Genomic DNA, 20,419 nt, shown 5'->3' on the forward strand with positions numbered 1-20,419 from the left:
GATGTTCAAATGTAAGATTTTAACTTTCAAACTGATGCCTGTACTGTGTAGGGCTTACCTCCAGATGTTTCTTAAAAAAGTGAGAAAACGAGTATTGATCGCTAAATCCAAGAATAGAAGAAACCTCTGAAACCGGTTTATTGGAAGAGTTTAAGAGTACTTTTGCCTCATTAATAACAATTAAAGCAATGATGTGGCTTGCAGACTTACCCGTAATGGTCTTTACCACTGAAGAAAGATGTCTGGTTGTAATTGATTGTCGTTCGGCATAGAACTCAACTGTTCTTTCGGTAAGATGATGCTCTGCAAGATCGGTAAGAAATACAAATACAATTTCTTCCTGTCTGGACATCTGATTCAAAGAACTGTTATCTTCCTTGGAAATAATTCCTGCCATCTGATAACAGAAAACAGAGAAAAGATGTTCCACCATTTCTTTCTTATAGAGCATTTCAGTATCAGAATCAAGGATATATTTCAGGAAATTGACACTTTTCCAGACTACTTCCATTTCGTCTTCAGGAAAAGGAACTCCTTTGTTCATCTGCTGTCTGAAATAGCGATACGTAATCAGACGGTTAAATTTCAATGATAAGGCAGAAATAAATTCTCTTTTGTAAGAAACCATCCTCGACTGAAAGTCATCCGTTACTCCCACCACTTCATAAATGGTTTGTGGATCAGTTACCATAAACATATTGGCAGAAACTTCCAGATCGCTGAAATGCTGACGGAGTTTTATAGTCCCTGATTTAATAAATATAAAAGCAGGATTTTCAGGACGGAAAGGTTTACCGACAGCAATTCTCTCGAAAATATTTCTTTCCGTAAAAATATCAACGCCAAATTTTTCCAGGGCAGACATAAGACAAATGTAAGCAATCTTATCAGTGATTACAAAATTTTATTATTTTAGCAAGAATCCAATTTCCCTTCATTATGAGAAAGGTTGATCTATTATTTGCCGAGTATAGTAAAAGCCATAGAAATGCGACCAACAAGTTCATTCACTGGATTTGTGTGCCTTTAATTTTCTGGACAATTCTTGGTTTTACTTCCCTGATTCCTTCCCCACATTTCTGTGCTTCCTATTTCGGATGTGTCAGTATCATAAGCCTTATAGTGATTACTCTGATCACTTTATTCTATGTAAGACTGTCTTTTTTGATCTCAGTTGTGATGATCCTAATAATGCTTATCATGGAACATTTTATCTATTTGACCAATATCAGTGTCGGAAAGCAATCATGGATGGTTTACCTTTCTGTGTTCATCATCACATGGATTTTCCAGTTTATTGGTCATAAAATTGAAGGAAAAAAGCCCACTTTTCTCAAAGATCTTCAGTTTCTTCTGATAGGACCCATATGGCTTTTAGGCTTTATTCTGAAAAAAACAGGAATCAGATACTAATCTTCCAAGGCATAAACAGCAAAACTGGCCAGCCAGTGATCTCCACCATAATTTCCCTGGAAAAGCAGTGGTAATCCATTATTCAGAAACACATCTGCTGTTTTTCTGAAGTCTTTTTTCAACGGATGATTAGCAGGAAGTGCGTTGGAAATCCCTTTCATACACCATGCTTTAGAAAAGGATAATCCTACAAGGTGAACCGTCTGATAATCACTCAGATCACTTACTACAGGAATTTTCTCAACATTTTCCAGACTTCTTTTTTCATAAAAAGCATTCAGCCATTGTACAAATTCTTTTTGAGGAAGAACTCTGCGCATAAGATCTGCAATTTCCAGACTTGGCGAAAAGAAATCCGAACCGTCCGGCTCCAGATAAGCAGGTGTTTTCTGATCTTTTAAGAAAAAGTATTTTGCCTTTTCCATCAACTGATTTTCAAACTCTTTATCTTTATTGGCTCTTGCCCAATCTATAGCAAACGCCATTGCAAATGCTGTATTAGGGTGAACTCCGGTTCTGTTTGGATAAGTCTGTTTGGGAAGATAAGTCTTCCATGATTTCAGGATCTGATCCGTAAGCGGCTTCAGGTTTTGATGCCATATTTTAGCTTTTGGATGATCCCAGGTCGTGAGTTCTTCATCCAATTTTAAGATCCACGCCCAGCCATAGGTTCTTTCAAAAGTTCCTGTCAGCTGATATTTTGTAAAGTAATCTGCTTCTGTCTGAAGTTTTTCTTTTTGAAATGATTCATCCAGAATTTTTTCAATCTCTTTGGCATTGGAGAGATTAGGTTTTGTTTTTAAAAGTCTTGTCAGCATCCAATGTCCGTGAACAGAGCTATGCCAGTCGAAACATCCATAAAAACTAGGATGAAGATCTTTGGGTGTCAAAGGAACTTCACCGGCATTATTAATGATATGAGCCGTTTTATTAGGATATTCCTGATTGATACAGTGAAGAGGTTTATCGGACAATTTCATCGCCATCTCGTCTGTAAGTTTCGGAACTTCCTGGGCATACATCAGAAATGGAGAAAACACAAATGCTAAAAGACTTTTTTTCATGAATTAAAAATAGAAATAATTTACCAGTCTCCACAATTTTTCACATTGGTTTTAAAGCTATTTCTTCTATTTTTTGATTCAATTTTAAACATTCCCGTATTTTAAATTTTAATCAATCTTACCAATAATCATTTTTGAGCATACTTTTTGATCATATCCATCAAAAACTAACTAACCTATGAAAAAAATTATTTTCCTATTATCTGGTCTTATTCTGATCAATTGCAGTAAATCTGGTGGTGAAAAACAAGAAGTGAAAGCCGACCTGATGGAAGTTTTAACCGAAGAGAAAGCGCCCTCTTCTGCAGCTGAACCTATACCTCCACCCCCATCACTTTCTGTTTCCGAAAAGCTAGTCTCTGATGAGAATGGGATAAACAAAGATGTTTACACTCCAAAGAAAACAGATACGATCTCCAAAAAAATCATCAAAAAAGGAGATATGAAGATTCAGGTGGGTGATATTAAAAAAACGCAGAATCAGATCAATGAGATCATTAAGAAAAACAATGCTTATATCCAGAAAGAAGAGTTTCAAAATACGGATATGGATGATAATCTTACTCTGATCATCCGTGTGCCTCATAAAAATTTTGATGCACTGATCAATTCCTTTTCAGAAGGTGTAGGAACTGTATTGTCTAAAAATATTTCATCCAATGATGTGACTGAAGAATATACTGATGTAGCGATAAAGCTGGCCAACAAAAAGATATATCTTGAAAAATACCGTGATATGCTTAAAAAGGCTGCTACTACGAAAGATATGCTGGAAATTCAGGAAAATATCCGTGAACTGGAAGATGAGATTGATGTGGCTGAAGGCAGACTTCGTTTTATTGATGACCGTGTGAATTACAGTACTTTGAATTTAAACTTATATAAAGAAAAAGTAAGAAGCTCAACCACTTCAAAAATTGGTTTTGGAAGCCGCTTTATAGATTCTCTGACAGAAGGCTGGAACAGTTTTGTAAGTTTTCTGCTGGGAATGGTTTCGTTATGGCCTTTCTTTTTACTTATTCCTGTTATTATTTTCCTTTGGAGAAAATGGAAACCAGGGAAGGAAAATAAAAATTAAATGATAAAAAATCCGGGCATCTGCGATGCCCGGATTTTTACTGCATTATCAACAATTTATCCTGTTTCCAGTACTTGTTTAAAATCAATAACAATGCAATAGTCTTGTTAACAGCTGTTAAATATTTTTGAAAAATTACTTTCTGATGGTTTTAGTAATACTGCTTCCATCTTTATACTGAATTTTTACAAAATAGATTCCAGACTGAAGTCGGCTGATATTCATGCTATTTTGTCCCGGATTCATGAAAGTTATGATCTGAAGTCCTTGAGGGGTGATGATATCTACTCTGTTTATTTTACCATAATAAGTTTCTGGTGCAAAATTGATCATATGTTCAGATACAATAATTGAAAGATCATTCTCTTTGTTAGCAAGAGCTGATGTTTTACAGCTTTGCACTTCATTACAGTCGCTTACCATTTTCCAGACAGCATTACTTCCCGGTGCTTCTCCCGGATTTGCATACCATTTGTTTTCCCAGATTTTGCAGGCGTGGAAAACCTTTGTTCCTGCTGTTGGATAGGTTTTTGCCGGATTATATTCCTGCGCTCCACAATACGTAACCGGACCGCCGGATTCACAACCTGGACCTTCGGTACATGTGCTTACTTCTTCCCATACCATATTAGTTCCCGGTAGTTCTCCCGGATTCGCATACCATTTGTTTTTCCAGATTTTACAAGAGTAGAAAACTTTCACTCCTGCTGTAGGATATGCATTAGCAGCATTATATTGCTCTGCGCCACAATATTGACCATTGCCTGGCGTAGTCTTCTTCGTTCTGACTTTTAATTCATTGCTGGCATCAGATAGCTGATCATTCATGGCAATTGATTTTACGGTATAACGATATTCTGTGTCTTGTGCCAATCCTGTTCGTAAAAAGCTTGTTTGCACAGTCTCTCCTACCTTGATTCCATTTTCAAAGATCTGGTAATTTTTGATGCCTTGTGAGTGAGTAGAAGCCATCCACATCAATGAAACAGAATTTTCAGTAACTTCCATTGAATGGAGGTTTGATGGTGGTGTAGGTTTTTCGAGAGTGCCTTCACTATTCGTTTTTACATTAAGTGACGCACTTTTTCCAGAAGTAAGTCCCAAAGAGCCTTTCGCCTGTATTTCATAGGTATAAATTGTATTAGCAGTTAATCCGTTATCCTGAAATGTAGCTGTACTTACCTGCTGAATATTTTGTCCGTTTCGGAAAACGTTATAGGACACTGCATCTGATTGTGCATTCCAGCTTATTTTAGCAGAAGAGCTTGTAACTCCTACTTGTGTTAATCCTGTTGGAGTAGCGGGTGCAGAAACTCCTGTTCCGGAGGTGACGTTCACATCAATTACATTATAGAATGCATTGGTGGTATCTGCAACATCCCAAACTGCTAAAATAATATGGTAGCCCGTACGGTTAGCAGGAACTGTAATCTGATGAGAAACATTGTCCTGTGGTGGTGTTCCATTATGCGTAACTGTACCTATAAGTTCAAGATCCTGACGGGAAAGCGGTTGATTGGGATTCCAACCCTGTTTTGTCATATAATAATGCCATTTCGCAGTGGCATGGTAAGCCAGATATTTCCAGATAAAGGCGTTCACTCCGGTAGTGATATTGGTTTTCTTCCATCGGTCAGCAGTTTGGATATCCAACGTTGTGTCTCCACCAATACTTCCGTTTGCAGAAGCAATCTTTCCGTCTGCTGGTCCTAATGCAGGAAACCCTTTTGGAGCTTCCAGAGATCCGGGTTCGTTAATGATAGATCCATAGATTCCAAATGCTGTGGAATAACCAAGTGTAGCCTTATCCAGACTTCCCTGATAGCCTCTTGAAGCAGGGCTCATTACATATCCATGTGCAGATACATGAATTAGAGAAGGTACCAGCATCGCCAACATCAGCAATACCGGAAGAAAAAATTTACGTGTCATCATATTTTAATATTTTGGTGTTGATTTTATAAGATCAATTTTCTATAAGCTAATTTTTCAAACCATTTCACTCCAGATAACTAAAGAAATACAAGAGGTACAGGTTTAAATTCACTGAATAATTCTAATTACATATTTTTTAATAAAAATCAAATTAAACAAAATAAATTATTCAATAATTTAAATTAAAACATAAAATAATAATTCATAACATATTATTATTAACATATAATTACAACATGTTAAAACATAAAAATACAAAAAATTAAATAATTAGTCACATTTTGTTGAAATATTTTTATGTAAATCAACATTAAATAGAGCATTGAGGGAAAATAAAAACACAAAACACTGACAATTATATGATTTGCATCCAATTACTATAAAAACTATTAAAAAAAAGCTGAGAGAATTGATCATTCTCTCAGCCAGTAAATTTTAAAGATCCAAAGATTATCTTCAAAAAGGAATAAGATTTATTTCCCAAGTACAAATACTGCGGGAATTTTATGAAGTTCCGGTTTTTGTTTTTGCCAGTCTTTTATCGTTTTTGTTTTGATGAATTCATGTTCCGGATCATTGATATTGGCAGCAATACAAAGCTTTGTATTAGGCGATAAAAACTTGCATAAGTCTTCAAAAAGCTGGTTATTTCTGTAAGGAGTTTCCATGAAAATCTGTGAATATCCGGTTTTCTGAACAAGGCTTTCAAGATTCATGATCTGTTTCTTCTTTTCTCCTTTATCGATAGGAAGATAGCCATGGAATGTGAATTCCTGACCATTAAAACCACTAGAAATCAAAGCAAGAATAATGGATGAAGGCCCTGAAACAGGAACTACTCTGATATTTTTTTCATGGCACCATTTCACAATCAGATTTCCGGGATCCGCAATACATGGCAATCCTGCTTCCGAAAGTAATCCGAAGTCCTGCCCTTTCAGCATTAGCTCCTGAGCTTCCTTAATATCTGCATTTTCTGTGTATTTATCCAATAAGAATAACTTCAAATCAGCCTGTTTTTTTTCGGGAGCAAAAAATTTCACAACCTTTCGTGCTGTTTTCTCATTTTCCACGAAGAAATAATCCGTCTGCATGATATAATCTTTCAAAACAGGTGAAAAGTGATTGATAGAAGTATTTTCTGATAAGTAAGCAGGGAGTAAAAAAAGCATTGTATTATTTTTTAGTTCTTTCGTTTAATGTAGGTTGTGGGAAGTATTTTGTCAAATCCATAGAAAAGGTAACGGAGGTGATTTTCCAGGTTCCATTGATCTTCATTAATGTCCAGATCTCCTTTCCCCAGTTTTCCATTTTACCGTCATACCAAAAACTGTAATCGAAATTGGCAGAAGCTATTGCTCCATCTTCCACAATCTTAATATTGTCAAATTTTTCTTCAGATTTATCATCTTTAAAACTCTTGATAAAAGCTTTATAATCATCTGCAAAGTAATAATCTGCCTTAGGATTTTTCTCCAAACGTTTGGCCTGTGTTCTGTCTTTATAAATTCCAGTCCAGAGCACCGGCTCTTGAAATAAAGAGAGATATTTGGCTTCATCTCTGGATTTGATACATCCCATGAAATCATCCATTACCTTGCGGATTTCAGTTTCATCCTTGGTTTGAGCAAAGGAAAAATTAAAGCTTACTAAAAGCAGTAAAAGCAGCTTCTTCATAATTATTATTTTGATATCTGGTTTTTGATAGCATCACATCCTTTATCCAAAAGCTGGAAAACCTTTTCAAAATCTTTCATATCTCCCCAATAAGGATCCGGAACCTCAGCATTTTTATGATCACCCAATACTTCCAGGAATAAGGATACTTTCTGACGTTCTTCTTCATTTTTAGTTTTAGAAACTACATCTTCCAATACGTCAATATCCATACAGTAGATTTTATCAAAGGTTTCAAAGTCTTTTCTGGTGATAGGTCTTGATCTTTGTCCGGATATATCAATATGATGATGAGCAGCCGTTTTAATGGCTCTTTTATCGGGATGTTCGCCTTCATGCATTGAAATAGTTCCGGCTGAATCCACCGTATAATGATCAGGTAGTTTTGCTTTCATAATCCCTTCCGCCAAGGGGCTTCTGCATATATTCCCCAGACAAACCATTAATATTTTCATATCCTGTGTATTTAAAAAGAATCTTTTCTCACGACAAAACTAAATAAAAAATGAAGAATAAAACTATCCTTCATTTTAATTTATGTAAGCTCAACCTTAATTATTGTTTGATTCTTTCAGTAAGGTCTTTTACGTATTTCTTGATTTCTTTATCTATTTTAGAAACGTCTTTGATGGTATCACAAGCATACATTACTGTAGAGTGATCTTTTCCACCCATTTCTTCACCAATTTTAGTAAATGTAGAATTGGTAAATTCTTTGGAGAAGTACATCGCAAGCTGTCTTGGTAATGCAATCTCTCTTTTTCTTGTTTTTGAAAGCAGCTGTTCTTTTTTGATTCCAAAATAATCACAAACCACTTCCTGAATGTAAGGAATATTGATAACCTTCTTCTGGTTCGCTGCAATTCTGTTGATTGTTTCCTTAAGCAACTCAAGACTAAGATCTCTCTTATATACTGTAGAGTAAGCAATCACAGAGTTGATAACCCCGATAAGCTCTCTTACATTCGTTTTTGCTTCAGCAGCTAGGAAATCAAGCATATCTCCCGGAAGAACAATTCCGTCTCTGCTTAGTTTATCTTCAATAATCTGCCTTCTTGTAGATAGATCCGGAGATTTGATTTCTGCAGAAAGTCCCCATTTGAAACGGGAAACAATTCTGTCCTGGATATCCATGATATCTGCAGGTGCCTTATCTGAAGTAAGGATAATCTGTTTTCCATTCTGATGCAGGTGATCAAAAATATGGAAGAAGCTGTCCTGTGTAGCTGATTTTCCGGACAGGAACTGAATATCATCAATAATCAGTACATCTACCATTTGATAGAAGTTTGCAAATTCCGTCTGCTTATGAGCTTTAGCCGCAGAGATAAACTGCTGGATAAACTTTTCAGAAGACAGATAAAGAACTACTTTATCAGGAAACTGATTTTTTACTTCAAGACCTACAGCCTGTCCTAAGTGAGTTTTACCCACTCCATAACCTCCATATAAAAATAAAGGGTTGAATGCTGTTGCTCCAGGTCTTTTTGCTATGGATCTGGCTACAGTAGCTGCAAATTTATTGCTTTCTCCTTCTACATAACTATCAAATGAATAGTCAGGCTTAAGGTTAGAATCTATGTTTACTTTTCTAATTCCAGGAACTACAAACGGGTTTACAATATTAGCGGAAAAACCTTGTGGCATTGTTTCCTGTGTTTTTGGAGTAGGAACACTTTGTCCCTTGATATTCATGGTAACTGGTTTCTCTTCACCTTTTGGTCTGTTTTCCATCACAGAATACCATAATTTCACTCCTTTTCCAATATTTTTCTTCAGGGCAGCAGAAAGTAAGGACAGGTAATTGTCCTCTATATATTCCTTGTAAAAATCGCTCGGTACGATCAACGTAAGGTTATTGGCCATCAACGAAAGCGGCTGAACCTTATCGAATAGCATATCGAAAGATTTTTCAAGTTTTTTTAGGTCAGAATTGTCTTCAGCAGCGTTCAGGTTATCGCGCATAAACTGAAGGCATTTCTGCCATATCATCATTAAATTGTCATCCATTTTTTAAGCCCCGATTATTCTTTGTTTGTACTGTGTTTAGAAGGAAGACAAAGGTCCAATATTTTCTTTTCAAAAAAAAATATTGCAGGTATTGATTATTTAAAAATATATTTGTATGTATAATTTAACACGTAAAATGATACACACAACACACTCAATACGAGTACGTTACGCAGAGACAGACCCGATGAAATATGTATACTATGGAAACTATGCAACGTACTTCGAAGTAGCGAGAGTTGAACTCTTCAGAAGCATAGGAATTTCATACGATGAAATTGAAAACCAAGGAATTTGGCTGCCGGTTTCAGAGTATAAAATTAAATATATCCGACCTGCTTTATATGATCAAAAATTAGAAATCCATACTTATGTTAAAAAAATTCCAGGGGTAAGAATTGAATTTGAGTATGAAATTTACAATGAAGAGCATACTAAAATAACAGAAGCTTCCACTACTCTATTCTTTCTCGACGCAAAAACCAACAAGGTAATCAAGTGTCCGGATTTCCTGATGGAGCTAATTGAGAAGAACTGGAAAGGATAAATGGTAGATAGGAGGTTTTAGGTTACAGGTAATAGGTTGCAGAAATCAGGAGATACTCTACGAAATATTGGTGGAAGTTTTATAAAGGTGAATTTTTAATAGAGTTAAGATATCTATCTCAAATTATCCCGTCACAAAATAAAACCGCAACTCGAAACTAAAAACATTAAACTCGAAACCTTAAACTTTAAACCCCACACCCTCTCTATTTATGAATTAATTCGCACCTTTGTACCCTTATTTTAATTATCCCTTATATACTATATTATGAAGATTGCATTTTTGGGACCTCATGCCAGTTTCACCCAGCTTGCTACAGCACAGCTTTTCCCTGAAGACGAAATAGTACCACAAGCCAGCATTCTGGATTGTTTTAATGCCGTTGAAAGCGGAGAGGCAGTAAAAGCAGTAGTACCTTTGGAAAACTCTATTGAAGGAACCGTCTCTATGACGCTGGATTATTTATATAAGACTCCGTCTATTAAAATTGAAGCAGAAGCAGTAATGCCTATTGCCCATCATCTGATGATTCACCCGGAAAATTCTATTGAGAATATCGAAAGAATATATTCACATCCGCAGGCTCTTGCACAGAGCTTCCATTTTCTGGATACTCATTATAAAGAAATTCCAAAACAGGACTTTTCCTCAACTGCAGCCGCTGCCAAATTTGTTTCTGAGAATCCGGACACTCCTATTGCTGCGGTAGCCAATCAGTTTGCAGCCAATTTATATGGTTTGAAAATAGTGAATCGTAATATTCAGGATTTCGAACAGAACCACACCCGATTTATCATCATTTCTAAAGAGCAGAATAAATATCAAAATGATAAACTGGAAACACTGGGTGAAAAATCAGGTATGCTGATCACTCTTCCCGAAGATCATCCCGGTGGATTACATCAGGTATTATCTGTTTTTGCATGGAGAAAAATGAATCTCAGCAAGATTGAATCCAGAACATTAAAAACAGGACTGGGAAACTATTTCTTCTTTATCAATGTTGAAGGCCCATGGAAAGAAGTCTTACATGAAAATGCACTAAAAGAGCTTGAATCAATCCATGCAAATGTAGATTTTCTTGGGAATTACAAAGAATTTCTTCTGGAAAGCTAGAAAGAAAACAATAAATCTGTAAAAAAACACTGCCATTAAAGCAGTGTTTTTTTTTTATTTCCACTATAAAAAAAACAAAATCAAAAAAACTTTTACAATAAATTACCATAATAACAATACCTTCTGTTTAATTGAAAAATAACCCACACAATGGAGAGAATTATTATTTTTAAACAATTGAAATACAATATGTTAAACTAAAAACAAATATAATAAGTCGTAATTAAATTATGTAGTAATATCGATCAAAATATAAACATATGTTTAAGGATATTATATCATAATAATATTAAAAATGAAAATATCACAATGTAGAGTATAATTTTTATTGTATATTTGCTTAGCAACTAATTAAAATCTTGATCATGAAAACTAAACTTTACAGCTTAATGTTAGCATGCGCTTCATTACCTCTATTTTCTCAAGTAGGTATTAATACAGCAACTCCATCTGCGACTTTAGATGTTAACGGGACACTGAAAGTTCGTGACACTCCCGCCGCTACCGCATTACCCGGATACCAGGTTTTAGCAATTAACCAGGGAACTACCCAGGTTTTCACCGTGGACCCTGCTCTATTAACAGCCGCTGCAGGAACTAATAGTTCGGTATATTCTGCAAAAAAAACAACAGGTATAACCCTTCTGAATTTAGGTGTTTTACCGTCTGATTTCCAGCCTGTCAGCTTTGTACAAGCCGACAGAACTATAGGAACTGCTACTTTATTTACAAATGCTGACGGTTCTTATAATATTCCATCCACTGGAGTTTATGCTGTTGGATTCGCATTCAGATATGGAACAGGTTTACAGGCTTCTTTACTATCAGGAGCACCTGGTATCGCAATTGCAAGAACCAGATCCGCAGTAACAACTCTAATAGACACACGTCCATTCAGTGGTGTTAACCTTGCATTAGCAGTTAACTTAACACTTTCTGATTCCAGCATTAATTCTTTGTATTCATTTCAGGCAGGTGACAAAGTCTCTTTTGGAATTGTAGATTCCGGTATTGTTTCGGCAGGATTATTAGGATCCAGTATTGCATCATTCTACATTTACAAAGTATCCAACTAGTAAAACATATTGTTAGTTATCTATACCATTTAACCCATCGCTTATACCGTGATGGGTTAATTTTTTAAATAGCATATCAAACCATTTCTTTATATTTGATAAAAAACTAATGAAATGAATGAATTTGTTGCGGTCATCATCTTTATCATTATCTTGATCATTTTCAATAATCTGAATACCAAAATCAGAAAATTGGAAAAGGAGATTTCAGATCTTAATTATAAAATCAATAATACTCCTCCGGCTCAGACTGAAGTAATTCATAAGAAAACCTCAACAGAAGAGACATTCATCCCTCAGCAAGAGCAATCTCAGCAGGTTCATCATCAAAACATACAACACAGTGAAGAAAGTGAAAACATTTCTACACCCGCCCAAAAAGACTGGCTTACTCCTGTTTCTGATTTTTTAAAACAAAATGCACTCACAGTTATTGGTATTTTCACCCTTGTTCTTGGAATTGGCTATTTTGTAAAATACGCTATTGATAAAAACTGGATTGGAGAAGCAGCAAGAGCAGGAATTGGTTTTTGTACCGGAGCAGGAATCATTATCACCGGACATTTTCTCAGAAAAAATTACCAGGCTTTTTCTTCTATTATTACAGGAGGTGGAGTTGCTGTTTTATATTTCACAGCTACCATTGCCTTCCGTGAATACCATCTGTTTACTCAAAATACCGCTTTTATCATAACTGCACTCATAACTGCAGCTTCTATAATCTTATCCTATTATTATAAAAGTGAAGTACTGATCATCTTTTCACTGATAGGAGGTTTTGCAGCTCCTCTGATGATCAGCATCGGACAAAGCAACTATCTTTTCCTTTTTATTTATATTACTCTTTTAAATACAGGAATGCTGGCAGCCTCTTTTCTGCAGCACTGGAAAAGCGTGGGATGGACAGCTTATATTTTCACCACCGGATATCTTTTCTTTTGGACCAATGAAAGCCCTGAGATTTTAAGCATTACTTTTTATTTGATCAGTTATCTGATTTTCTATATCTTCGCCCTGCATGATTACTTCAGAAGAAATATATTTTCAACCTCCGATATTTTAATACTTGCTCTCGCTAATTTTTCGAGCATTCTGGGACTGCTTTATATTTTTGATACCCTGAAATATGAACCCCCGATTATTTTCCCACTTATTTTTGCTGCTATTAATGCCGTTCTTCTGTTCAGAGAGTATAGCCGCAGAAATTTCGGAATTGCCTATTCTGTATTTGCAGGTCTTGTTACCAGCCTTATAACCGTTGCGATTGCTATTCAGTTTAAAACCCATCTCATCACCAGTATCTGGGCAATAGAGACTACTCTCCTTCTTTTTATCTGGAAAAAAACAGGCCATAAGATTTTCAAAATCTTCTTTTACATTCTGTTTCCATTAGTGATGATTGCTCAGCTTGTAACCTGGACCGCATATCTTGGAACAAAAGATTTCAACATCATATTGAATGCTCCGTTTATCACCAGTTTATTTACGATCATTTCTATCATAATTAACCTGTATTTATTAAGGAACACCTCCAAAGAATCCAATGGAAAAGATCATAACTTTTTTGAAGATCTTATTACTGTGGTCAGCTACGGGGTTATCTACATTACTTTTCTTCTTGAGATTACGTACCATATTTCAGAAATGCCATGGGCAGCCATTACCAGCGTAGGACTTTTATTCAGTATTTATTATATTTTTGCTTTATTACTTCTCAGAAAACCATTGAACATCAGAAATGATATCCAAAACATCCTGATTTATCTGTTTTTATTCCTGATCATCCTTAATACATCTGCTTCTACATTTCCAGTTGTAGCAGCTATTATAACAAAAAAACTCCATTTAAGTTTTTATTTCCTACACCTGCTTCAATGGATTCCTTTTATATATATAGGATATAGAATTATTCCTTCTTCAGAATTTCATAAGCAACGGATTTCTTACTGGATGCTATCTTTAGCTCTCATTATCTCTGTAAGCTGTGAACTTCACCACTCTTATATTTTAATGATCTCCAATGATCTTCCTCATTCTTATAAAGCAAGTGAACATTTCAATATTCTTTATCTTCCTATTATATGGACAATTCTTGCCAGTATATTTATTTATAAAGGCTTGAAAAATAATATCCAGGAATACAACAAGATTGGTTTTGCATTGATAGGCCTGATGGTATTAAAACTTTACGGGTATGATGTATGGCAAATGGATAACATTTCAAGAATCAGTGCCTTTATTGTTCTCGGAATTATTTTATTATTAAGCTCTTTCACTTTTCAGCGACTGAAAAATATGATCAGAAATATGGTGGACAAAAAAGACAAAACGGAAGAAAGCACCGACTGACAATCAGGGTAAAAGTTTTTATTTCTAAATAAAATTTAAAACAATTTAAGATTTTATTCAAATTTTATAAAAAATAACTATATTTATCACGTTTTTAACAGTTACATATTCTGATTATGAAAAAATTACTCTATTCTTTTTTACTCCTATCTTCTGCTACTTTATTTGCTCAGCAAAAAAATCCTGCGGTGAAGTTTGCAGTGGCTGACAATGCCATTGGGACGGTAGAATTGTTCAATACCAAAAAGAACGTATTGCAGGTTTCAAAGGTATACAATACTTCAGCCAGTCTTCCCCAAAGCTTAAAAAAATACAGTTCTGTTTTTACAAAAGGCGTAACTGAATATAAGTTTAAAAATGGAGAAAATATATTGGACAGAATGTCATTATCCAATATCAATGTACAATACAATATCCCGGCAGATAATCCTGTATTTATTGAAGGATATGAATTTGCAGACACAAGTACTATGATCTATCCTGAAATCAAGAAAAGAACAGAAACAAAAGATTACAACGGTAAGAAAACATTATTTATTTACACTACCGAATAAAACTTGAATAATAAAGTTTTTTGAACCATTAAGATTGTATTAAGACGTTAAGATTATTAAGATATATTCGCTTTAACTTAAAATCAGAATGATTGATCTTAACTATACTTTAATTCTTCAGATTCCTTAATGGTTTAAAAATATCTATACCCCTTTTTCACTTTATAATAGCTGAAATATGATAACCTTTATATTTTAAGGTTATTAAATTTAAACAGATTTAATATAAAAAGGATGCCGTTTTTTCAGCATCCTTTTTTTATTTTTAGTATTTATTGTTCCATTTTTTCTTGAGCTCTTCGTAAATCTTCTTTTCCGTAGAGTTATTTCCCGGCTCATACAGCTTCACATTCCTGATTTCTTCCGGAAGAAAATCCTGTTCTACAAAGTTTCCTTCATAAGAATGGGCATACTTATACTCTTTTCCATAATCCAGGTCTTTCATCAGTTTGGTAGGAGCATTTCTCAAATGAAGTGGCACAGGCAGATTTCCCGTCTGTTTTACCAAAGCCAGAGCTTCATTGATGGCCATATATGCAGAATTGCTTTTAGGGGAAACTGCAAGATACACCGCTGTTTCACTTAATATAATTCTTGCCTCAGGATTCCCGATCACATTGATTGCCTGAAAACAGTTATTAGCAACCACCAAAGCGTTAGGATTTGCCAGCCCTACATCTTCAGCAGCCAGAATAAGCATCCTCCTTGCGATAAACTTGATATCTTCTCCCCCGGCAATCATTCTCGCCAGCCAATATACCGCTCCATTAGGATCACCTCCACGCATGGACTTGATAAAGGCTGAGATAATGTCATAATGTTGCTCTCCGTTCTTATCATACAAAGCCATCGTCTCCTGAAGAACTTCCAGTACATCAGAATTAATAATTTCCGTTGTACCCGAATTTTTATATTGATTCAAAACCAATTCTACAGAATTGATCAGTTTTCTGGCGTCACCACCTGAGTATTGAATAAAAGCTTCTTTTTCAAGGATTTTAAAATCCGTTCCTTCATCTTTATTGTATCTTTCCGAAGCAATATCAATTAATTCTTCCAGCTTTTCATAGCTCAAAGCTTTTAAAATATAGACCTGACTTCTTGAAAGCAAAGCCGAAACCACTTCAAAACTAGGATTCTCGGTAGTAGCTCCAATCAAAACAATCCAGCCTTTTTCTACCGCATGTAATAATGAATCCTGCTGCGACTTATTGAACCGGTGAATCTCATCAATAAAAAGAATTGGTGATTTTCCAGAGAAAAGATTCTGCTTCTTGGCATCTTCAATCACATCACGTACATCTTTCACCCCGGAAGACACTGCAGAAAGCTTATAAAACTTTCTCCCCGACTGTTCTGAGATAATTTCAGCCAGCGTAGTTTTACCGGTACCAGGAGGCCCCCACAATATCAGTGAATTCAGGGTATTGTTTTCAATCATTTTTCTGATTGTTCCTTTATCGCCGGTAAGGTGTTCCTGTCCCAACACATCGTTCAGGGTTTTAGGTCTTAATTTTTCAGCTAATGGAATATTTTGATTCAAAGTAATTCTATTTTTTTAAGATCAATGTTCCGGATTTCTGATCTCCGAAACTTATAACAAATTTAAACTAATTTTCATTTTTTTACCCTATTTTTGCATTGTTTTGAAACTTACATTCAATAAAATCATTACATTTCCGCTGGTAATTTTGATCAAATTTTACCAATGGTTCATCTCGCCCTTACTTCCCAAAAACTGCCGTTACGAACCTACATGCTCTCACTATATGATTGAGTCGCTTCAGGTACATGGTGTTTTTAAAGGTTTCTGGCTGGGATTTAAAAGAATTTTAAGATGTCACCCATGGGGAGGAAGCGGCTATGACCCTGTTCCACCCAAACATAAATGTCAATAATAAAACTATTAAATCAATAGAAAAATGAATACACTCTTTTTCAGAATTTATCTTGTGCTGTTTGCGTTCACAACGCAGCTTTTTTTCGCACAGGAATACCCTGGAGGTTTATCTGACGGAACTTTAGATATCAATGGAAGCAATGTTCCTGTAAAAATCTATTCTACTACAGAGATGGGAGACCTTACGGCTTTTCCGGACAGAGAATCAGACAAGAACCAGTCTTTTGTTGTCATCCTTAATGAATCTAATTTTGAACCCGCTTATTACAACTATGGCGCTTCCACTTTAGCAAAGTACAAGGATTCAAAGTACCAGTTTTTCGATAAAAACTTTAAACTGATTGACACTGGTGTTACCAAAGAAAATATCACCACTTTCAAGTATGCAGTAAAATCTGTAAAACCTATCACTGATTCTGATAAAGTAGAACTTAAAACGTCATTTAAAATCTGGGATCCTTCAAAAGGTATTCACATTGGATCATTTACGCTTCACTTTTACAGTTTGATGTTTGTATTTGCATTTGGTTTCGGATATATTTTAATGACAAGAATCTTTAAGATTGACAATGTCAACCAGAAATACCTTGAACCTCTGTTTACATGGACACTGATCGGGACAATTCTGGGAGCAAGATTAGGACATGTTATCTTTTATCAGCCGGAGTTATTCAAAGAAGATTTCTGGAGCGTATTCCTACCGATAAGCACAAAAAACGGTTTTAAATTTACTGGATTTTCGGGACTAGCGAGCCACGGAGCTACGATTGCCCTGATTTTCACTACACTTTATTATTCATTTAAAATCATCAGAAAAAATCCATTCTGGGTATATGACAGATTGGGTATTGTGGTTGCTTTAGGAGGAGCATTTGTAAGAATGGGGAACTTTTTCAATTCTGAAATCGTTGGTAAACCAGCGGACCCGAATTCTCCGTTTGCTTTGCTTTTCCCACAACAAAGCAGTGAGTATGGCCTTACTGTACCACGTTATCCAAGCCAGTTATTTGAAGCCGTAGGATATGTTCTGCTGTTCATTCTATTATGGATATTGTACAGAAAGACAGATAAAAAATATCAGCAAGGATGGTTATTCGGTCTGTTTTTCATCATTCTTTGGGCGATCAGATTCTTTGTTGAATTCCTTAAAGAGCCACAAGGAGATGAATTCATCCAGATTGGTGGTCTGAATACGGGTCAGGTTCTTTCCATTCCTTTTATGATTGCAGGGGTTGTGATCATGATTGTTTCTAAGAAATTTAAAATTACAGAAGAAGAAAACGGAAAGCCGGAATAATTGAAGACTAACCGTTTTATTCAGCAATAAAATATAAAAGGCAAATTTGTATACATACAGATTTGCCTTTTATATTATCTTAAAATCATTGACTATCTTGTTTATTCACCTTATTACAGATTCCTCTCTTCCTTCCTGTTCAGTTCCTCAAAAACAGTCCCAAATGCATCAATGACATCCGTAGGCAGCATAGATTCTTTTGAATGTTTCTCTGAAGCTATATCGGCAGCTCTGCCATGTAACCATACACCAAGAATACAAGTCTCTTCTTCAGAATATTTCTGGGCCAGAAGCGAAGTAAGGATTCCGGTAAGAATATCTCCGCTTCCACCCTTTGCCAATCCTGAATTACCCGTTATATTATAAAAAACCTTCCCTTGTGGAGTGATAACCTGGGTATGATGATCTTTCAGAATAATATAAATATTCAGATCTTTTGCCTTTTTCTTTGCCAGTTCAAGCCTTTTGAAAGAATCTTCCGTACTTCCGAAAAGTCTTTCAAATTCTTTCGGATGAGGGGTGATGATTGATTTTTCAGGGATTAATTTCAGGTTTTCCGGATCTTTTGAAATGATATTCAGTGCATCTGCATCCAGAATCAATGGTTTTGAATAGTCTTTCAGAAAATTCAGAAAACTTTTCTCAGTTCCTGAATGAGTTCCCAATCCAGGTCCTACACCACAAGTAAAGTCATTGTCAATCTCAAAATTGAGTATAAACGTATCTCCTCCTTTAATGAACATGGCTTCGGGACATGAGGTTTGCAAAATATCATATCCACATTCCGGAGCTAGAGTAAAAGTCAGTCCTGCTCCAGTTTTTAAGGCTGATTTTGTTGCGAGTACTGCTGCACCTATTTTTCCATAGTTTCCTCCTATAATAACAGCCTTACCATAACTGCCTTTATGAGAAAATTCCTGTCTCGGAATGAATACAGAGGCTACCAGCGAATCATCAATCACATAATAATCAGAATCAGTAGCATCTGCATATATTTTACTTAAATCAATATCCAGCAACACTACTTTTCCTGTATATTTTCCTGTTTCAGGATGAAGGAAAGTTCGCTTCCAGCATTGAAAAGTCAGCGTATAATCAGCATTCAGAATAACAGGATCATTATCAAACATTCCATCCGCAGACAATCCGGAAGGGATATCGATGGATATTTTAATGTTCTTTTTGGTATTCAATTGCTCAACAAGCATTTTATATTCTCCTTCCAACGGTCTGGATAATCCTGTTCCGAAAAGAGTGTCAATAATGATTGTTTTATCATCAAAATTATATTGTTCTTTAGTATCAAGTTTCCTTACTGAAATTCCGGATAAATCGCGGAGTCTTTTCAGGTTGACAGAAGCATCTTCTGAAAATTTCCTTTTAGAATCATTCACAAATACATCCACATCAAACCCTTTCAGGTAAAGTAATCTTGCAACCGCTAATCCGTCTCCTCCATTATTTCCGTTACCACAAAATATGGCTAGTTTTTTATGGTTTTTACAATGCTCCGAAATCCAATGTGCTACAGCCATTGAAGCTCTTTCCATCAATTGAATGGAGGAAACCGGCTCTTGAGAAATCGTGAACTGATCCCAGTTTCGTATCTGTTCTGCAGTAAAAACTTTCATAGGTAAATTAAACTTTTAAGCAAATTACAAAAGATTTTTCATTATGATATCACGTCATTAACAAAAATAAAAAGTCATCATTAATGAAATAATGTATTGATATAATGATGAAACATTCATTAAAACAGATAATAGGAAATCAGCATAAAATTCAATATTTTGGGAATAAAAAACTATAAAACGTAGTGTTTTTTACATTTTTAAATTATATTTTTGTGTATATACTAATTAAAAAAAATATAAATTATGGGATTTGTAAAAGAATTTAAAGAGTTTGCTTTTAAAGGCAATGTTCTCGATTTAGCTGTCGGTGTGATCATTGGAGCAGCTTTTGGTAAAATTGTTTCGTCTTTGGTAGAAGATGTCATCACGCCTCTGATCTTAAACCCTGCATTGAAAGCAGCCGGTGCAGAAAACATTGCAAAACTTACATGGAATGGTGTTGCCTATGGGAACTTCCTTTCAGCGGTAATCAGTTTCCTTTGTATTGCGATGGTTCTTTTCTGGATCATTAAACTGGCTAACAAAGTGAACAAAAAAGAGGCTCCGGCTCCTGCAGGTCCTACAGAAGATCAGAAATTACTGACTGAGATCAGAGATTTATTGAAAAGCAAAAATATCTAATCTGTAACCACAGTTTTTAAAATAAAAAAGAGAGGCTGTCCAAAAAGGGCAGTCTTTTTTTATGCGACCCGTTACTGTCCGATAAAAAGTATAAATACATTGAAAATATTAATATTTATGCTATGAATTAACAGGTCGCTCCTCCGGA

At 35.3% G+C, this 20,419-nt stretch carries 19 protein-coding genes; 10 read left to right on the forward strand and 9 right to left on the reverse strand.

The window, feature by feature from the left end:
* Positions 1 to 19: 19 nt before the first annotated feature.
* Positions 20 to 865 (reverse strand): AraC family transcriptional regulator, encoded by an 846-nt coding sequence (locus NK356_RS16845; RefSeq protein ID WP_034695922.1) that lies wholly within the window; start codon positions 863 to 865, stop codon positions 20 to 22.
* A gap of 74 nt (positions 866 to 939) precedes the next feature.
* Between NK356_RS16845 and NK356_RS16850 the strand changes: the two genes are divergently transcribed.
* Positions 940 to 1,413, forward strand: coding sequence for a DUF962 domain-containing protein (locus tag NK356_RS16850; RefSeq protein ID WP_253317524.1), 474 nt, complete (start codon positions 940 to 942; stop codon positions 1,411 to 1,413).
* Here NK356_RS16850 and NK356_RS16855 read toward each other — a convergent pair.
* A complete protein-coding gene (locus NK356_RS16855; RefSeq protein WP_253317525.1) occupies positions 1,410 to 2,477 on the reverse strand; it encodes a DUF2891 domain-containing protein in 1,068 nt (355 codons plus the stop codon). The two genes, NK356_RS16850 and NK356_RS16855, sit on opposite strands and share 4 nt — an antisense overlap.
* A 178-nt stretch (positions 2,478 to 2,655) precedes the next feature.
* Here NK356_RS16855 and NK356_RS16860 point away from each other — a divergent pair, with 178 nt between their 5' ends.
* Positions 2,656 to 3,555, forward strand: a complete 900-nt coding sequence (locus tag NK356_RS16860) for a DUF4349 domain-containing protein (RefSeq protein WP_253317526.1) — start codon at positions 2,656 to 2,658, stop codon at positions 3,553 to 3,555.
* A 135-nt stretch (positions 3,556 to 3,690) separates the two neighbouring features.
* Here the strand turns inward: NK356_RS16860 and NK356_RS16865 are convergent, their stop codons facing one another.
* The 5 genes from NK356_RS16865 to dnaA all read right to left on the reverse strand — a co-directional run bounded on the left by NK356_RS16865 (position 3,691) and on the right by dnaA (position 9,177).
* Entirely contained in the window at positions 3,691 to 5,490 is a 1,800-nt protein-coding gene (locus NK356_RS16865; protein WP_253317527.1) for a lytic polysaccharide monooxygenase, read from the reverse strand.
* Positions 5,491 to 5,963: 473 nt separating this feature from the next.
* Complete coding sequence (locus NK356_RS16870) at positions 5,964 to 6,662, reverse strand: SAM-dependent methyltransferase (protein WP_034695928.1); 699 nt, start codon at positions 6,660 to 6,662, stop codon at positions 5,964 to 5,966.
* Positions 6,663 to 6,666: 4 nt separating this feature from the next.
* The gene (locus NK356_RS16875) at positions 6,667 to 7,167 is read right to left on the reverse strand and encodes a nuclear transport factor 2 family protein (protein WP_034695929.1); all 501 of its coding nucleotides are present in this window, start codon (positions 7,165 to 7,167) and stop codon (positions 6,667 to 6,669) included.
* A gap of 5 nt (positions 7,168 to 7,172) precedes the next feature.
* Entirely contained in the window at positions 7,173 to 7,622 is a 450-nt protein-coding gene (locus NK356_RS16880) for a low molecular weight protein-tyrosine-phosphatase (protein ID WP_034695930.1), read from the reverse strand.
* Between the two features lie 100 nt (positions 7,623 to 7,722).
* Positions 7,723 to 9,177, reverse strand: a complete 1,455-nt coding sequence (gene dnaA / locus NK356_RS16885) for a chromosomal replication initiator protein DnaA (RefSeq protein ID WP_034695932.1) — start codon at positions 9,175 to 9,177, stop codon at positions 7,723 to 7,725.
* A 136-nt stretch (positions 9,178 to 9,313) separates the two neighbouring features.
* Here dnaA and NK356_RS16890 point away from each other — a divergent pair, with 136 nt between their 5' ends.
* The 5 genes from NK356_RS16890 to NK356_RS16910 all read left to right on the forward strand — a co-directional run bounded on the left by NK356_RS16890 (position 9,314) and on the right by NK356_RS16910 (position 14,819).
* Positions 9,314 to 9,724 (forward strand): thioesterase family protein, encoded by a 411-nt coding sequence (locus NK356_RS16890; RefSeq protein WP_253317528.1) that lies wholly within the window; start codon positions 9,314 to 9,316, stop codon positions 9,722 to 9,724.
* Positions 9,725 to 9,991: 267 nt separating this feature from the next.
* Positions 9,992 to 10,840: a prephenate dehydratase gene (gene pheA / locus NK356_RS16895; protein ID WP_034695934.1), complete on the forward strand. Its 849-nt coding sequence runs from the start codon at positions 9,992 to 9,994 to the stop codon at positions 10,838 to 10,840.
* Between the two features lie 365 nt (positions 10,841 to 11,205).
* Positions 11,206 to 11,916, forward strand: a complete 711-nt coding sequence (locus tag NK356_RS16900) for a hypothetical protein (protein WP_034695937.1) — start codon at positions 11,206 to 11,208, stop codon at positions 11,914 to 11,916.
* Between the two features lie 114 nt (positions 11,917 to 12,030).
* The gene (locus tag NK356_RS16905) at positions 12,031 to 14,265 is read left to right on the forward strand and encodes a DUF2339 domain-containing protein (RefSeq protein WP_253317529.1); all 2,235 of its coding nucleotides are present in this window, start codon (positions 12,031 to 12,033) and stop codon (positions 14,263 to 14,265) included.
* Between the two features lie 116 nt (positions 14,266 to 14,381).
* Positions 14,382 to 14,819 (forward strand): hypothetical protein, encoded by a 438-nt coding sequence (locus tag NK356_RS16910; RefSeq protein WP_034695940.1) that lies wholly within the window; start codon positions 14,382 to 14,384, stop codon positions 14,817 to 14,819.
* 265 nt (positions 14,820 to 15,084) lie between these two features.
* Here the strand turns inward: NK356_RS16910 and NK356_RS16915 are convergent, their stop codons facing one another.
* Positions 15,085 to 16,362, reverse strand: a complete 1,278-nt coding sequence (locus tag NK356_RS16915; protein ID WP_034695942.1) for a replication-associated recombination protein A — start codon at positions 16,360 to 16,362, stop codon at positions 15,085 to 15,087.
* A 103-nt stretch (positions 16,363 to 16,465) separates the two neighbouring features.
* Here NK356_RS16915 and yidD point away from each other — a divergent pair, with 103 nt between their 5' ends.
* Together yidD and lgt are read left to right on the forward strand one after the other, a co-directional pair.
* Positions 16,466 to 16,717 carry a membrane protein insertion efficiency factor YidD gene (yidD, locus tag NK356_RS16920; RefSeq protein WP_034695943.1) on the forward strand — a complete coding sequence of 84 codons (252 nt, stop codon included), beginning with the start codon at positions 16,466 to 16,468 and terminating at the stop codon, positions 16,715 to 16,717.
* A 450-nt stretch (positions 16,718 to 17,167) separates the two neighbouring features.
* On the forward strand, positions 17,168 to 18,016 hold the full coding sequence (gene lgt / locus NK356_RS24175) for a prolipoprotein diacylglyceryl transferase (protein WP_367399312.1): 849 nt from the start codon (positions 17,168 to 17,170) through the stop codon (positions 18,014 to 18,016).
* Between the two features lie 113 nt (positions 18,017 to 18,129).
* Here the strand turns inward: lgt and NK356_RS16930 are convergent, their stop codons facing one another.
* Positions 18,130 to 19,647, reverse strand: a complete 1,518-nt coding sequence (locus NK356_RS16930) for an NAD(P)H-hydrate dehydratase (RefSeq protein ID WP_253317530.1) — start codon at positions 19,645 to 19,647, stop codon at positions 18,130 to 18,132.
* Between the two features lie 246 nt (positions 19,648 to 19,893).
* On the opposite strand from NK356_RS16930, the gene mscL reads away from it, so the two are divergent.
* Positions 19,894 to 20,271, forward strand: a complete 378-nt coding sequence (mscL, locus tag NK356_RS16935) for a large conductance mechanosensitive channel protein MscL (RefSeq protein WP_034695945.1) — start codon at positions 19,894 to 19,896, stop codon at positions 20,269 to 20,271.
* Positions 20,272 to 20,419 lie beyond the last annotated feature (148 nt).

This window comes from Chryseobacterium sp. S0630 (genome assembly GCF_024158915.1).
Classification (GTDB): domain Bacteria; phylum Bacteroidota; class Bacteroidia; order Flavobacteriales; family Weeksellaceae; genus Chryseobacterium.

Coding starts and splice junctions, on each gene's coding strand:
- NK356_RS16845 (WP_034695922.1), bottom strand. CDS start 865: ATGTCTGCCCTGGAAAAATTTGGCGTTGATATTTTTACGGAAAGAAAT.
- NK356_RS16850 (WP_253317524.1), top strand. CDS start 940: ATGAGAAAGGTTGATCTATTATTTGCCGAGTATAGTAAAAGCCATAGA.
- NK356_RS16855 (WP_253317525.1), bottom strand. CDS start 2,477: ATGAAAAAAAGTCTTTTAGCATTTGTGTTTTCTCCATTTCTGATGTAT.
- NK356_RS16860 (WP_253317526.1), top strand. CDS start 2,656: ATGAAAAAAATTATTTTCCTATTATCTGGTCTTATTCTGATCAATTGC.
- NK356_RS16865 (WP_253317527.1), bottom strand. CDS start 5,490: ATGATGACACGTAAATTTTTTCTTCCGGTATTGCTGATGTTGGCGATG.
- NK356_RS16870 (WP_034695928.1), bottom strand. CDS start 6,662: ATGCTTTTTTTACTCCCTGCTTACTTATCAGAAAATACTTCTATCAAT.
- NK356_RS16875 (WP_034695929.1), bottom strand. CDS start 7,167: ATGAAGAAGCTGCTTTTACTGCTTTTAGTAAGCTTTAATTTTTCCTTT.
- NK356_RS16880 (WP_034695930.1), bottom strand. CDS start 7,622: ATGAAAATATTAATGGTTTGTCTGGGGAATATATGCAGAAGCCCCTTG.
- dnaA (WP_034695932.1), bottom strand. CDS start 9,177: ATGGATGACAATTTAATGATGATATGGCAGAAATGCCTTCAGTTTATG.
- NK356_RS16890 (WP_253317528.1), top strand. CDS start 9,314: ATGATACACACAACACACTCAATACGAGTACGTTACGCAGAGACAGAC.
- pheA (WP_034695934.1), top strand. CDS start 9,992: ATGAAGATTGCATTTTTGGGACCTCATGCCAGTTTCACCCAGCTTGCT.
- NK356_RS16900 (WP_034695937.1), top strand. CDS start 11,206: ATGAAAACTAAACTTTACAGCTTAATGTTAGCATGCGCTTCATTACCT.
- NK356_RS16905 (WP_253317529.1), top strand. CDS start 12,031: ATGAATGAATTTGTTGCGGTCATCATCTTTATCATTATCTTGATCATT.
- NK356_RS16910 (WP_034695940.1), top strand. CDS start 14,382: ATGAAAAAATTACTCTATTCTTTTTTACTCCTATCTTCTGCTACTTTA.
- NK356_RS16930 (WP_253317530.1), bottom strand. CDS start 19,647: ATGAAAGTTTTTACTGCAGAACAGATACGAAACTGGGATCAGTTCACG.
- mscL (WP_034695945.1), top strand. CDS start 19,894: ATGGGATTTGTAAAAGAATTTAAAGAGTTTGCTTTTAAAGGCAATGTT.